Genomic DNA, 15,866 nt, shown 5'->3' with positions numbered 1-15,866 from the left:
TTGTGTCTGATAATATATAAAAGAAGGCTGTTGGTTATGGATAATACTTTATATATAGGTGTTGATTTAGGACGTTCTACACGAATAGCTATAGTTGATACTGCTGGAAAAATTATTAAGCAAGATCGAGTACCAACAGAACTTGTAAATGGACGAACTTTAGTTGATGGGCTTATAGATTTAATTAAACAAACGCGTGCTGATGCACCACTGCCTATTGCAGCCGTTGGACTAGCAGTTTCTGGACTAGTGGATTATCAAGCCCAACAAGTTAAAGTTTTGCCTAATTTACCAGATGTTTCAAATATAAATGTTCATCATGAAATAGTTCAAGCTATTGGGCTACCTGTAATTATTGATAATGATGCTAATGCTGCAACTTATGGTGAATGGCGTTGTGGTGCAGCATTAAATATGAATGATGTTATTTATATTTATTTAGGAACAGGTATTGGAAGCGGACTAGTATTAAATGGGCAACTCCAACACGGGGTGCGAGGTTATGCAGGTGAATTTGGGCATATGAAAATAGGCAGCCAAGACCTAGACTGTAGTTGTGGTTCACAAGGCTGTTTAGAAACAATTGCTTCTGGGCCAAATATTGTCCGTCGTACTAGAGAACAGCTTTTTGTTGATCCATGTTTTGCTACTGAATCACTACTAGCTAGTCAAATGAAAAATAAGCTTACTTGTGAAGATATAGTAGAAGCCGCTAGCAAAGGTGATAAATTTGCTCGTGCTATTTTGCTGGAAACTGCTAATTATTTAGGCTTAACTATTGCTAATGTTATTAATTTGCTTAATTTAGAAATAGTTGTTTTGGGCGGCCCTGTTATGGGAGCAGGTGAGTTTTTAATTACTGCTATTGAGCAAGCAGCTAATAAATATAGTTTTGCTCACCTTCTTGCAGACTGCAAAATTACTGATGGCGGTTTAGGAAATGATGCTGGCGTAATAGGCGCCGCAATGATGGCTTATGATGTAGAAACAGCAATGCGACAATAAATATTTGAAAAAAGGGAGATAAAACATGCAGTATTTTGTTACTGGAGCATCTGGTTTAATAGGTAAACGCTTGGTCAAAAAATTATTAGGAAGAAAAGATAGTGTAGTATATTTTCTTATTAGACAAGAAAGCGAAAGTAAGATTGATGCTTTACTTAGTTACTGGGGTGTTACTAAAGAACAAGCAATAGCCGTTTTTGGTGATTTGTTAATGCCTAATCTAGGCTTATCTCCAGAGGATATAAAAAACTTAAATAAAGTAGATCATTTCTTTCACTTAGCAGCAGTTTATGACCTAAAAGCTAGTGCCGAACAGCAAATAGCTGTCAACATTACAGGCACTCATAACACCAGCGCTTTAGCAAATATAATTGCTGCAAAGTGTTTCCATCATGTTAGCTCAATTGCAGCAGCCGGGATGTTTGAAGGCATTTTTCGAGAAGATATGTTTGAAGAAGCTGAAAATCTACAACATCCATATTTTGCAACTAAACATGAATCAGAAAAGATTGTTCGTAAAGAAGTTAAAGGAGCTTTTCGCATTTATCGCCCAGGCTCAGTAGTTGGAGATTCTAAAACAGGCGAAATGGATAAAATCGATGGCCCATATTATTTCTTTAAGCTTATCCAACGTATCCGCCAAGTTTTACCGCCCTGGATGCCAACTATAGGCATTGAAGGCGGGCGAATTAATATTGTCCCTGTTGATTATGTAGTGGATGCAATGGACTACATAGCCCATCAACCAAATTTAGACGGCAAATGTTTTCATTTAACTGACCCTGAACCAATGAGAATTGGAGATGTCCTTAACACTTTGGCGCGTGCTGCACATGCTCCTACTATGAGCCTGCGTATTAATGCAGCTTTATTTGGTTTTATCCCTAAAGCTATTAGAAATGGGATGATGTCATTAGCTCCAGTTAGACGAGTTAAAGACGCTATAATGACAGATTTAGGACTACCAGAAGATATTCTTTCATTTGTAAATTATCCAACCCGTTTTGATAATCGTGATGCAGCCGCAGCACTTAAAGGTAGTGGAATTAGCTGTCCAAAATTAGATGATTATGCAGAAAAACTTTGGGATTATTGGGAACGAAACCTAGATCCAGACCTTTCAATTGATAAAACCCTGCGTGGTCAAGTTGCAGGCAAAGTTGTAGTTATAACAGGCGGCTCTTCTGGAATTGGACTAGCTACAGCTTATAGAGTGGCTGAGGCTGGTGCTACAACTATTATTTGTGGTCGGGATGAAGAAAAACTTGCAGCAGCTAAAAAAGAAATCAATGAGCATGGCTTAGATGTTGTCACCTATGCTGTTGATGTTGCTGATATGGCGGATTGTGACCGTTTTATAAAACTATTGATAGAAAATCATGGCAGCGTAGACATATTAATCAACAATGCAGGGCGTTCAATTCGTCGTAGCATTGAATCAAGCTATGATAGATTTCATGACTTTGAACGAACTATGCAGCTTAACTATTTTGGTGCATTGCGGCTAACAATGGGCTTGCTACCAAAAATGATAGCTCAAAAGCGAGGCCATGTTATCAACATTTCATCAATAGGCGTTTTGACTAATGCCCCACGCTTTTCAGCCTATGTAGCGTCAAAGTCTGCACTAGATGCTTGGACTCGTTGCGCTGCATCAGAGTTTGTTGATGTTGGTATTAAATTTACGACTATCAATATGCCGCTAGTAAAAACTCCTATGATTGCACCAACAAAAATTTATCAAAATGTTCCTGCACTACTGCCAACAGAAGCAGCAAATTTAATTGTAGATGCAATAGTCCATAAGCCTGTAAGAATAGCTACTCGGTTAGGTGTTTTTGGAGAAATTCTTCATGCCTTAGTTCCAAAGATTGCACAGATTATAATGAATACAAGTTTTCGTATGTTTCCAGATTCGGACGCTGCAAAAGGAAAGAAAGATGGCAAGGCTTCTCAAATGACTACAGAGCAACTTGCACTACAAGAAATATTGCGAGGAGTCCATTTCTAATTAAGAGTTTAAGCCTTTGGGAACGCGAGCATCTTGCTCGCCCCCAAAGCGATGTTTTTAATAAGGAAAATCTTTATAAGCAGGCTCTAACTCGATAGCTTTGTTGTAATCAATTGTAGATTGTTCTAAATTTCCTATAACTTTATAAAGAATGCCTCGATTATAGTAGCTTTCTGCAAAATTTGGGTTTAACACTTCTATAACCCTATTAAAATCTCTCAAAGCTTCATCTATTTTTTCTTTGCCTAAATAAACAATCCCTCTATTGTTAGTAGCTTGTACAAGACTAGGATTTATTTCTAAGGCTTTGTTAAAATCAGCTAAAGCTAACTCTAGTAGTTATAAGCCTTTAGTAATCTCTGATGAAGCTAAATAGGATTGTCCAGCACGTAAATAAACAAGCCCTCGATTACTATAAATTTGGTCTAGGTCTGGGATATGTTTTTCCGAACATAATTCTATAGATTTATTTAGATCCATAAGAGCTTTATCTAGGATATTTTGCTTTATATATAGTTCTGCACGATAAGCATAAATATAAGCGGTTCCTAAGCCAAATTCTATAGCTTTACTAAAATCATATATAGCTTTATCTAATTCATTTTTTGCATAATATATTTCTGCTCTGTCAGAGTAGCAATATTTATAATTTGGATCTACTTCTATAGCTTTATTATAATCCTCCAAGGCTTTATCTGATAATCTAAGTTCTATATATAAATCACCCCGTCGTTTATAATAATATGGGTAATTTGGATCTAATTCTATAGCTTTATTAAGATCTTTTAATGCTTTACTCAATAAATTTTTCTCTATATATATTGTTGCTCTAGAAACATAAGCATAAGCATAATCTGGATCCAATTTTATAGCTTTACTTAAATCTTTCAATGCTTTATCTAACAAATTTTGTTGTTTATATATATCAGCACGTCTTCTATAACAATAAGCATTATTTTTATCTAATTTTATAGCTTTACTATAATCATCTAAAGCATTATCTAATATATTTTGCTTACTATATAAATCACCTCGACAACTATAACTATAAGCATATTTAGGTTCTACCTCGACAGCTTTATTTAAGTCATCTAAAGCTTTATCTAGGAAATTTTGCTTTGTATAAAAATTTGCACGACAAGTATAATTATAAGCAATATTAGGCTCTACTTCTATAGCTTTATTATAATCATTTAATGCTTTCTCTAGCTCGTTTTGTTCTTCATAAAACGTTGCTCTCCAAGTGTATGCAAGGTCATTATTAGGTTCTATTTCAATAATTTTATTTAAGTCATCTAAAGCTTTATCTAATTGTTTTTGTACTATGTAATAATCAACGCGATCTTTATATCTAAAAATATCTGTAGGATTATTTTTTATAGCTTTGTTATATTTTACTAGCAAGTTTTCTTGATTTTTAGCCATACTTTTGTATTAATATTATCATTACCTTTCATTTTTATTTGCTCTGAACATACACCATAAATTGACTTTTTCCAAAAGTTTCTTTAGAAATTACTTTGTATCCAAAATGCTCATATAGCGGCACATTATCAGGGTTAGCCGTGTCTAGAGCAACTCAACCGAAGTTGATGATGTTGTGATAATTCGTGTAAATGATTAAGTAAAGATTTACCATAGCCTTGACCATGACCTTGTGGATTAACCCTAATGCTACTAAATAAAAATGAGGTTTTTTTGGCTTTTAGCTCCTATTAGTTGGCTGTATTTAATTAATCGATAAGTTGGCACAAGGCCAGAAACTAAAATCATTTGTAACAGCAAACTGCTAACATCAGGTGAAATATAGCTTTTCCAAAAAGATTCCTTATATTCAGGTGATTCAATATTAGCAATACCCATTAATTTATTATCTCTTGTCACCCCAAGAATATTTTGGCTATGCTTAAATTTAACTACCGTAAGATACTTAAATAAAATTTGTTCTAAAGTTCGGTAATGTTTTAAGTGATTTTCAAAAACATATCGATGAAAAGGGTCTTTTTCAAAAGCAAGTGTTAAGGTATTAACAGCATCATTTATTTGGTTTTCGCTAATTGCTACTACTTTATTGTCAGTTTTAATCATTTAGTTATTTAGGTTAGGTAAAATTTTGGTTGCATCATTAACATCATTTGATTTTGCAGGTTTTATAGTGACTGCAACACGAAAGCCACGACCATTTAGCAGAAAGCCAGGATTATGCCAAAAACGTTTAGCTAGTCGGCAATGGTCTTCTTTAGCTTCCCAGCCGCCGCCACGAATTACACGGTATTGACCTTGACTAGGCCCTGAGGGTCTTGTGTAGGACTTTCGCTATAATAAGTCTCGCTATACCAATCAGAACACCATTCCCAAACGTTTCCAATCACATTATAAAGACCAAATCTATTAGGCTTAAATTTGTTTACTTCTACTGTGCTTTGTCCACCACCAAAATTAGCATCTTTGTGATCAAGTTCGTTACCTGTAGGATAATTACCTGTATGACCGCCACGCGCAGCATATTCCCATTCTGCTTCTGTTGGTAAGCGATATTCCCGGCCAGTATTAGCTTGGAGCCAAGCACAATAGGCTTGTGCATCTTGCCAAGAAACATTGACTACAGGATGATTTTCTCTTTTCTCTTTGTAATATTGCCGCCATTCGGCTGTTTCTCTGTTTGTTGCCTTAGCAAAAAGTTCATATTGAGCATTAGTTACTTCAAAACGCCCCATCTCAAAACTAGAAATATGAATTTTTACTACAGGTTGTTCATTACGCGCACAATCTCGGCAACCAAGATTTGGATTAGGTTGACCACGGTTGAAATTTCCATCTTTAATAAAAACTGTTTCCGGCACTAAAATATCTTTATATTTGATTCCAAATAACTTATCACTTTGACGAGGCTTATCTTCTGGTTTGCTAGCAGCAAGGATAGCTTCTGGATCATCATCTGTTTTAGCTGAAATGGCCGAAAACACAATAATAACAAGTAATAATATTAGTTGTTTTTTCATTACACTATTTAGCTAACAGCAATTTAATATTCCACTAAAAGATAAGTGGTAAATTAATTATCTTTGTTTAATAAAAAAATACCAGTAAATTATTAAAAACAGACCAAATAATAAAAATGAAATTATTCTAACTGGCTTTTTTGCAACTACTTGAGTTTGAGATAAATTTTTTGTTTAGGTTTTTCTGATTTTTCTAACTTTCAAAGACAAATAGATTATTAGCTGTAGTAAATTTGTCTGGTAAACCTACTTCGTTAGACATAACTTACCTTGAACTTAAAGGGGATTTAATAATACACAAAATCTTTTTGTTTACACTGTATTAATTTTGTTGATTATTTGCTCCTAGAAATCATGATTTTTCTTAAAGTTTTCTCTGTCAACTAAGCCTAAAAAAAATAGTAAGCCAGAAATTGCTAAAGCTATTGGAGTAATCAACATTGCAATTGCTAGGCTTTGATTAGCACCTAAGCCTAATAAATTAGTAACAGGTGTTATAAAAGCAGGGACATAGCCTTGTTTTGTTATCCAAGTAGAAATTATACCTACTAACGGCTGGGAAATTGCATCACCTAAAACATGGATAGATAAAATTGTAGTTGCAACAGCAGTAGCACGAACATGAGGCGGCACAGAATTTACTACAATGGCATTTACCGGCCCGTTACCTAAAAAGAATAGAAAAACAGTAATAAAAATAGCTGTAAAAATAGTGTCTGGGTTAGATGATGAAAGCACTATGGTTAGAGGAATAGATGATAAAAGCGCGCTAAAGGCACAAACTAAAAAATAGCCTCCTTTAAACCATTTAAGTAATTTATCTCCTATCCAACCACCCATAAGCGTCCCTAAAAGCCCGCCAAAAGTAACATAAAGTCCTAGTTTTACGCTGGCAATCTCTTTTTCTATTCCTTTGTTGGAAACTAATAATTCTAGTCCCCAATAAGATAGAGAACCTAATGCAAAGGTAAGCGCAGAATAACCTAAAGTAGCAATTATATAAGGATAGGTTTTAATCAAGATTTTATAACTACTTAATAGAGAGTCATTTGCTGGGGAACTAGAATTGCTATCAGTTTTTTCTAAGGGTTTTTCTTGCTCAACTTGGTCTAATTTTCCTCGTTCTGGCTCACGTAAAAAATGTGCTGCTAGAGCCATCAATAGACCTGGAATACCTACAACAAAGAAAGTATATCGCCAGCCCAAAACATCAGGTGGGGAAAGTTTACCTGCTAAAATATAACCAAGAGCTTGACCCAAGGGAACAGCAGTAAAAAAAATACCAAATGCAATCCCTCTTTTGCTACGGTCAAAATAATCAGAAAGAAAACCAGGCGAGATAGTTGCGTAACTAGCTTCTCCAATTCCAACAGCAGCACGAGCAATCAACATTTGCCAATAATTTTGTGCTAGTCCTGCTGCCGCAGTTGCAATACTCCAAATAGCTACACCAGAAGAAATTAAACTTGTTCGAGCGCGTCGATCTGCTAAATACCCATAAAGAGGAGAAAAAATTGTATAAACAATAGTAAATGCACTACCCATATAACCTATCTGTGCATCTGTAAAGTGCATATCAGCTTTGATATTTGGTATTAGTGCGGAAAAGATAAATCTATCAACATAATTAAGTAGATTAAGCAATGAAAAGATGACTAGCGCGTAATAAGAATATGCCGCGCTAATAGGCTTGCTGCTACTAGCGGGTGATGGAGTAGAGCTATTTTTTTGCATCTGTTGCCTTCGGCACAAGGAGCTAGGCAACAGGGTTTATCAATTAATAACGACGAACAATTAAAAACAATTAACGACGATTAAAAATTGAACCTGCTACCACAAAAACTAGTGCCACTAGAAGAAATTCGATACTACGTAGATGATAGATTAATGGTGAGGCTGATGGATCGTCAACACTTGTTGGGATCAAATATTGAAAAAATGCTGCTAGTAGACAAAGACTAGCTAATACTACTGATATAGTTGTAGCAATAGGTAAAGTGTTTTGACTAATATGAGATTTTGCTAAGCTAAAGCCATCTTGGGAAATATTTTGAATATACTTAAGACTTCTTTCTAGTGTACTTGGTTCTGTTGTTGTACCACAAACGGAGCAGAATTTTGCAGCGGGTTTTAACTCATTGTTGCAGCGTCTACAGGTAAATTGTAAAACTTCTGTAGGGGGAGTTGTTTCTTTAGTCATTGCTGATGGAGGAGGGTTAATCATATTGCTAGCAAAAGAATTAGATAAAGGTTTTTCAGTAACTAAAGCAGAAGCTAATTTTTCATTATTAACTTGACCATTTAATTTAACTTTAGCTCCTATTCCAGATGCTAAGGCAGGAGATAATTCATTTATAAAACTTGGTTCTAATGTATTTGTGCGAATTTGTGGAGCAATTATAGCTGTAGAAATAGCTGTTATTTCTACTCCACAAGCAGGACAATTTTTTCCAGCTTTTTTAATAGCTGTACCACAACCTTGACATTGCATACCCGGATCGCCTCCCAGTAAATTTGCTTGGCGGTGGGATGCTTTGCAAAAGTGTCAAGTTGCTTATCAACTAAACCTGATAAGCTCAATAAAATAGACCCGCCCTGAAGGACAGGTCTATTTTCAGAAGCCCTTCTAGGGCTTATAAGAAATAAAGCTTTTGTGCTACGTAGTAGCACCTGGTAATAGACATGTCCTTTAGGGCAGGTCTTGTTTGCCTATTTAAATGCTCCAACTACAGCATTAAAGCCAGATTTAGTTCCTTTTGCAGCACCTTTAGCTAAATAGGCTGTTCCACCTGCGGTTGAGGTTGCTGCGGTAGCTGTTGCTTTTGCAGCAGCAGTGGAACCAATAGTTGTTCCTATTGCGGCACCTTTAGAACCAATAGCCACTCCTCTAGCTCCGCCAGCTACACCCTTTGCCCCACCTTTAGCTAAATAAGCTGTGCCTTTGCCTGTACCAACTACACCACGTCGAACAATCCCATGTTTTCTATTACGGCTTACACTTACGCTATTACGCTCAGAATCCTCTACACTTTCAGCACGTACTCGGCGAGGACGTTTACTTTCTGTTGATTCTGCTATGATTTCCTCATCATCGTCATTATCAGTAGCTTTAGCTAAATTAACTTGTGCTAGGGTAGCTACTAAAAATAAAGCTAAGAAAAGATGTGAAATTTTCTTGATAAATAACATTAACTTTTACCTCCATCTAAAACATAGTAAAACACTTGTTGACTTAAAAGGCAAGTCTAAAAGTTAAATTATTTGCAAATTGTCAAAAAGCTATAAAAACAAGCCACTTGGCCGATCAGAAACTTTTCTACTACTAAAAATTAAACTTCTGGTAAGTAGATCTTAAATTTTGTTCCAACATCTGTTGTTGACTCAAATTCAATACGTCCATTATGTAGCTGAATGGTTCTAAATGCGTTTGCTAGACCTATTCCATTACCTTTTGGTTTGGTTGTGTAATAAAGTTGGAAGATCTTATGTTGTAGTTCTGGTGGAATACCTACACCACGATCAGAAATAGTTACTACAGCATAGTTACCTGTTCTTTTACTTTTTACTGTTAGAGGGCCTCCTTTGGGCATAGCTTGACAACCATTAATAATAATATTTAGTAAAGTTTGTTTTAATAGATCAGCATCACCATTGACGCGTAAAAATTCTGGGCTAAGTTCTTCTAAGATATCAACTTGGCTAGCGGCTGCTTCTGCTGCGGCTAAACGAGTAACTTGATGTACTAGGTCATTAAGATCTATTGGGACTAGGTTAACTTTAACTGGACGAGTAAAGTTTAAGAAGGTTTGTACTACACGATCTAGACGTTTAATTTCTGAGCTTAAAATATCAAGCTGAGGTGTAATATCTGCACCAGGTTGGTCAAGTTTAGAGCGTAAAATTTCTAGATGAATTACCATTGCATTAAGTGGATTTTTAACTTCATGGGCTACACCCGAAGTAATACGACCTAATGCAGCTAACTTATCAGAATAATCTAATTGAGACTGAAATTGTCGAAAAGAATCAAAGTCGCGTAAGCTAATTAAAATTCCAATGGGGCCGGAACGATCTTCTATATATTGGGCAGAAGCTAGAATTTGACGCGCCTGTTCACCTATATGTTTAACAATAACTAGGTTTTCCACAGAAGTATGTGATTGGTCTACACGGTCTACTAAATCAATAAGAGGATGGTTTGAGCCTAGTCGATCGCTTAATTTTGCTCCGACTAAATCAATGCCTGCTACACCTAGCAAATGATCAACTTTTGGACTCATTAAAACCACCTGTTTATCAGGGTTAAGCATTAAAAGACGCTCTTCTATTTTTCCAATAATTTGTGTTAGCTGTCCTTTAGTTGTTTCTAGTTCGTTGCGCTCGCCTGCCATGCGGTTGCCAAGTAGTTTTAGCTTTAACTTTAAGCTATTAGGCATAGTTTGAATTTTAGAGGTTTCTTCATCTTGGATAACTTCACCTTTTTCAAGCTTTTCTAATTGATTGGAGAGTGCGTCTAAAGGTTTAGTAATTAAATCAGCAGATTTAAGCGCGATGATTGCGGCAGCAACAATGCTGGTAAAAAGTAAAATTAGGTTAACTAACAAAGCATCTAAAAAAAGCATTCTAATATTTGAGGTTAAAATAGCAAAACGTATTTTTACACCATAATTTTGGCCTTCTTCATCACGCCCTAGCGTAAGAGGAAAAGAATATTGATAAGAATTTTGACCCCAAAGTAAAACAATTGCTTGAATAAAAATATTAGAGTCTCTAAGATTTTTAATATCTGGCTCTGAAAAATCTAGTTCTGCTACTTGATTTGTTGCAGCAACAGCCAAAGGTTTTTCGCTTTCATCTGTAATAGCAATATATTTAGCTACTTCTAATTGATTTAGGGCTGTTTGCAGTGTTGCTTGTAAATTATTGTCTGATTTAATTAGTATTGTTGCAGACTTGTCTTTTTCGCTTTTAATGCAGGTTTCTATCAAAGCAGCTATTTCTGTTTTATGTAAAGCTACTCGTGAGTCTACATACTCTAGTTTAGATGTAATTAAGTAAGTGAGATTTGTTATAAGTAATAGTAAAACGACACTAAAAACTAACACACTTATTAATTTTAATTGATGGGAAATTACTTGTGATTTTGAAGTCATAAGAATAATTATTCTTGTTTATCGTCCGTTTTATGATCAGCTTCACGATAAAATTTTAGTTTATTATGAAGAGTTTTTAAGCTAATTTGCAAAATTTCTGCTGCTCTAGTTTTATTGTTATCTGTTTTCACTAAAGTATTTAGAATTACTTGACGTTCTACTTCTTCTAATGGAATACCTACGGGAATTGACAGAATTTCCTTTGGGTATTCTGGCTCGCGGTCTAATAAATGTGGTGGTAAATGGCGTTTTTCTATTTGGTCTTTATCACAAATAATTACAGCCCTTTCAATCACATTTCGTAATTCTCTAACATTACCGGGCCAGTTATGAGCTAAAAGCATATTAAGAGCTTCAGAAGTAATAATACGTACTGGACGGCGATGTTTACGTGAAAGGTCATCTATCATATGTTGAGCTAGTAGAGGGATATCATCTCGCTTTTCTCTTAAAGAAGGTAATTTTATTGTAATTACATTGAGACGATAAAGAAGGTCTTCTCTAAACTCATTTCTCTTTATTGCTTCCATTGGATCTTTATTAGTTGCGGCTATTACACGAACATCAACAGGAATTTCTTTAGAACTGCCTAATCGTCGAACATGACGTTCTTCCAGAACTCTTAAGAGCTTAGCTTGTAGAATTGGCGGCATTTCTGCAATTTCATCTAGTAGCAATGTTCCTGTATGAGCAAGCTCAAAACATCCCATACGCCTTTCATAAGCTCCTGTAAAGCTTCCTCGTTCATGACCAAAAAGTTCTGATTCCATCAATGTTTCAGGAATTGCAGAGCAGTTTATTGCTACAAATGGCGCACCTTTACGAGGACTAAGATTATGAATTGTACGAGCTACCATTTCTTTACCTGTTCCTGATTCACCTGTAATTAGTACAGATGCAGAACTTGGGGCGACTTGTTCTATTAATGTGTAAACTTCTCGCATTGGAAGCGATGCCCCAACTAAATGGTCAAAAATACCATAGTCTGAGAGTTGGCGACGAAGAGATTCATTTTCCCGACGAGTTGAACCATAATCTACAGCTTTTGACAACACGACTTTAAGTTTTAGTGGGTCAACAGGCTTTTCTAAATAATAAAATGCACCTTCTTCTTGAATTGCCCGAACAGCCATTTCAATATTACCTTGACCTGTAAGAATAATAATTATGATATTGGGCATTACATCACGAATTTCACGAAGCAATCCAAAGCCGTCTAAACGGGGCATAATTACGTCGCTAATTACTACATCAGGCTTAATAGATTGGATTAGATGAAAAGCTTCCATCCCATCAACAGCTTGGGAAGTTTCATAACCCCAGGCTGCTAAAAGTTCGCTTAATCCTTGCCTGGAACTGGCTTCATCATCAACAATTGTTACTTTGGGTTTAGGCATAATTTTAACCTTATAAGGTAATAAGATTTGTTTTGGGCTTTGTTTACCAAGTTTAGCACAAAAGCAATGTGTTAGGATTTCGGAAAAATCTTGAAATACAAATATTTGGATTGCATAATTGTTTCATCATTGTAAACTTTCCTTCTGTTTAAGTCTTAATATCAACAAATTTCCAAAAATTTTTTCTTACATAAATTGATAGGATATTTATGGTTAGCATTAAAAAATATATAAATTAGCAAATTACAGCTAACCAAAATGAGGACACATGATGACAACAGGCCGATGGGTTGTACTCTCAACAGAGTTAACAGAAAAATTAACTGCTGGACGTATAGCACTAAAAAGTGGTGATAGTGAAAAAGCTATTGCTCTACTTAGTGAAGTCTTAATTACAGGTAGAATAACTACTGAACAGGAAGTAGAAGTTCGTTGTCAATTAGCTGAACTTTTAGAAAATGTTGGCCGCTACCAAGAAGCCTTAAAAACGCTTTCTAAGTATGAGGTAAGCGTCAATCTACTAGATATTCCTCGCCCAAACATGGCACAAGTGCTATTTCGTTTAGCTAGCCTGTATCGTTGGCTAAATGAGCCTCCCAAAGCTATCTCATATGCTAATAATAGTTTACGTATTTATTCACAGCTTCGCTTTGATGCTGGTATTGGTACAGCTAATGCTTTGCTAGGTTATGTTTATTGGATGATTGATGAATATTCAATCTCACGAGATTATTTATTAACTGCCCTGGAGTCCCAACGTCTAGTTAATGATGTGCGTTCACTAGCACAAACTTACTGGAATTTATCTTTAGTTGATAGCACTGAAGGCCGACAAGAGGAAGCTAAAAAGGATTGTTTAATGGGATTAAGTCTTCTTGAACAAGAAGAAGACCACCAATTAACACCTCCAGACCATTTAATTTTAGGAAAATTATTTAGCAATTTAGCTTTTATCGACACTGAAGAAGGCAATATCCATAAAGCTGTACAAAAATATGAACGTGCTATAGAACATTGGTCGCATGTAGAGGATAAAAACTTTAGTGCATTAGCCTACAATAATTTAGCAGATGCTTTGCTTTTTACTGGTGATTGGTCAAGGGCCGAATCTACTATTCAATCTGCAATGCGTCTCTTAAAAGGTGGACAAAGCCGACGTGATGAGGCTGCTGTATTTATTACTTTAGGAAAACTGCATTTTCTTCAAGGGCGATTTGAACTTGCAGAAAGCAGCCTAAAACGAGCTTTAACTTTATCAGTAGAAAGCGGTGCAAAATCCCTGGAAGCTGCTAGTTGGTTAGCCTTTGGGCAAATGACCTTTACTCGTGCTGACTATGAAGGGGCCTTAAACAATATTCAGCATTGTTTAGCAATTGAAACTAAAATAGGTCGTATTGTTGATATGGCAGAAACTTACGGCTATTTAGGAGAAACTTATATTGCTCTACATAAGCTTACAGAAGCAGAAGAATGCTTAAAAAATGCCCAAAAGCTTTTGAAAGATAGTCCAAATCTTTATCATTCTGGAATAGTTTCCAGGCTTGAAGGGAAACTTAAATCTCAACAAGCAATTCAAGATCAAGCTATTTCTACACTTGCCCAAAGTATTTCTATTTTAGAATCTATTAGTTATAACTATGAGGCAGGTCTTTCTCATTATGAAATAGGGCTAGTGCTATCACAAACTGCCGATAGGCAGCGGGCTAGAGGCCATTTAGAGAAAGCATTAAAGATTTTTTCTGATCTACGTGCTGAACCGGCTCGCGCTAAAACTGTAGCAGCTATTGAAGATATGAGACGAACTTCTATGTCTGGTCGTCTTTATCTGCCAATGTTGACACTTGATGCCCTAGTGGTTGAGCGTTTAATTGCCGCTACTTCTTCACATGACTTATTGCTACGTGAACTTGCTACTATTATTCGAGATGAATTAAATGAGCAAGCAATAATTTATGATTTGGCTCAAGATAATAGCTTAAAACTAATTACTGCTCGTGGTGCAGATCAAAAAGTGGTAGATCGAGTTACAGAACAAGTTCAAGGCTTTCTAAATAAAAGCCAACAACTACCAGAAGGCGTAAAAGTTAGGTTGCTATCAGATAATACTAACCAGTCAGACATTCCTGCACGCCGCTTTATTTTATACACCACAATTGACCGAGCTAAAAATCCCGCCAGAATTGGACATTTTGAGTCGCTTATAAAACTAGTTGAGCAAGGTTTAGAAAATTGCACATTAAGAAGTCTAGCCCGCAGTAGTACAAACCGAACAAATACAACAGCCGTAAAAGCTGTTTCCTCAAAGGCTTTTGCTACTTTTATTACTCAGTCCGCGTCAATGAATAAAGTGCTAGAGCGAATCCAAAAAATCCGCTCTTCAGATGTAACAGTTTTAATTACTGGAGAATCAGGAGTAGGTAAAGAGCTAATTGCGCGTAGTATTCATAATAATAGTAAAAGAGCAGAAAAACCTTTTTTACCTTTTAATTGTGCCGCAGTACCAGCCGAATTAGTAGAAAGTCGGCTTTTTGGTCATCGTCGAGGCGCGTTTACTGGGGCAGATAAAGATAGTTTAGGCATTGTTCGTGCTGCAACGGGTGGAACTTTGTTTTTAGATGAAATTGGCGAACTTGCCATGCATGTCCAACCTAAATTGTTACGCTTTCTCCAGGAACATGAAATTCATCCCGTAGGCGAGGATCGACCTGTAAAAGCTGATGTAAGAATTGTTGCTGCTACCAACCGAGATTTAGAAAAATGTGTTTCAGAAGGGCTTTTTCGGGAAGACCTTTTTCATCGACTTAATGTAATTCGTATCCATATCCCTTCACTACGAGAACGAAAAGAAGATATCCCAATATTAGTAAATTTCTTTTTAGAAGATTTTTCTAAAAAATGTAATAAGCAATTAACCCTTTCAGCTAAGGCTATGGAAGCACTAATAGCTTTTCCTTGGCCCGGTAACGTTCGACAATTAAAAAATGAGATGGAACGAGTTACCGCCCTTACTGAAGATGGAATGTTGATTATCCCAGAACATCTTTCCCCAGAAATTCTACAACCAAAAGGCGGTTCTAGTAGCGGAATGTGGCAAAGTCTTATGGATTTAAGTAGCACAACTACTTTGTCTGAAGCTGTAGATAGTCTGGAACGCTATATGATAGAACAAACTCTAAAACGTCATGACGGTAATATTACTCGTGCAGCAAAAGATCTTGGCCTAACTCGTCAAGGGCTAATCTTAAAGAAAAAAAGATTAAATATTGTTAGTCCAGATATCGATGATAATGATTAATTA

12 protein-coding genes are annotated in these 15,866 nt (G+C 36.0%); 3 read left to right on the top strand and 9 right to left on the bottom strand.

All coding sequences use genetic code 11. The features are described from left to right. Positions 1–36 precede the first annotated feature (36 nt). The gene (locus IPK14_22345; GenBank protein MBK7996011.1) at positions 37–1,005 is read left to right on the top strand and encodes an ROK family protein; all 969 of its coding nucleotides are present in this window, start codon (positions 37–39) and stop codon (positions 1,003–1,005) included. Between the two features lie 25 nt (positions 1,006–1,030). Next, positions 1,031–3,016, top strand: a complete 1,986-nt coding sequence (locus IPK14_22340; GenBank protein MBK7996010.1) for an SDR family oxidoreductase — start codon at positions 1,031–1,033, stop codon at positions 3,014–3,016. Positions 3,017–3,073: 57 nt separating this feature from the next. Here IPK14_22340 and IPK14_22335 read toward each other — a convergent pair whose 3' ends face one another. From IPK14_22335 to IPK14_22295, 9 genes are all read right to left on the bottom strand, one after another. Further along, complete coding sequence (locus IPK14_22335; GenBank protein MBK7996009.1) at positions 3,074–3,211, bottom strand: tetratricopeptide repeat protein; 138 nt, start codon at positions 3,209–3,211, stop codon at positions 3,074–3,076. A 144-nt stretch (positions 3,212–3,355) separates the two neighbouring features. Further along, complete coding sequence (locus IPK14_22330) at positions 3,356–4,441, bottom strand: tetratricopeptide repeat protein (GenBank protein ID MBK7996008.1); 1,086 nt, start codon at positions 4,439–4,441, stop codon at positions 3,356–3,358. Positions 4,442–4,693: 252 nt separating this feature from the next. Beyond that, complete coding sequence (locus IPK14_22325; GenBank protein MBK7996007.1) at positions 4,694–5,104, bottom strand: hypothetical protein; 411 nt, start codon at positions 5,102–5,104, stop codon at positions 4,694–4,696. Between the two features lie 176 nt (positions 5,105–5,280). Next, complete coding sequence (locus IPK14_22320) at positions 5,281–6,018, bottom strand: SUMF1/EgtB/PvdO family nonheme iron enzyme (GenBank protein MBK7996006.1); 738 nt, start codon at positions 6,016–6,018, stop codon at positions 5,281–5,283. Between the two features lie 345 nt (positions 6,019–6,363). Continuing rightward, positions 6,364–7,752, bottom strand: coding sequence for an MFS transporter (locus tag IPK14_22315; protein ID MBK7996005.1), 1,389 nt, complete (start codon positions 7,750–7,752; stop codon positions 6,364–6,366). A 70-nt stretch (positions 7,753–7,822) separates the two neighbouring features. Continuing rightward, positions 7,823–8,509: a zinc ribbon domain-containing protein gene (locus IPK14_22310; protein MBK7996004.1), complete on the bottom strand. Its 687-nt coding sequence runs from the start codon at positions 8,507–8,509 to the stop codon at positions 7,823–7,825. A 218-nt stretch (positions 8,510–8,727) separates the two neighbouring features. Next, on the bottom strand, positions 8,728–9,207 hold the full coding sequence (locus IPK14_22305; GenBank protein ID MBK7996003.1) for a hypothetical protein: 480 nt from the start codon (positions 9,205–9,207) through the stop codon (positions 8,728–8,730). A gap of 140 nt (positions 9,208–9,347) precedes the next feature. Continuing rightward, the gene (locus IPK14_22300) at positions 9,348–11,171 is read right to left on the bottom strand and encodes a hypothetical protein (protein MBK7996002.1); all 1,824 of its coding nucleotides are present in this window, start codon (positions 11,169–11,171) and stop codon (positions 9,348–9,350) included. A gap of 8 nt (positions 11,172–11,179) precedes the next feature. After that, entirely contained in the window at positions 11,180–12,568 is a 1,389-nt protein-coding gene (locus IPK14_22295) for a sigma-54-dependent Fis family transcriptional regulator (protein ID MBK7996001.1), read from the bottom strand. Between the two features lie 268 nt (positions 12,569–12,836). Here IPK14_22295 and IPK14_22290 point away from each other — a divergent pair, with 268 nt between their 5' ends. Next, positions 12,837–15,863, top strand: a complete 3,027-nt coding sequence (locus IPK14_22290; GenBank protein MBK7996000.1) for a sigma 54-interacting transcriptional regulator — start codon at positions 12,837–12,839, stop codon at positions 15,861–15,863. The last annotated feature ends 3 nt before the right edge of the window (positions 15,864–15,866 follow it).

Source organism: Blastocatellia bacterium (genome assembly GCA_016713405.1).
Taxonomy (GTDB): Bacteria; Acidobacteriota; Blastocatellia; order Chloracidobacteriales; family JADJPF01; genus JADJPF01.
This window is presented reverse-complemented; position numbering and strand designations above follow the sequence as displayed.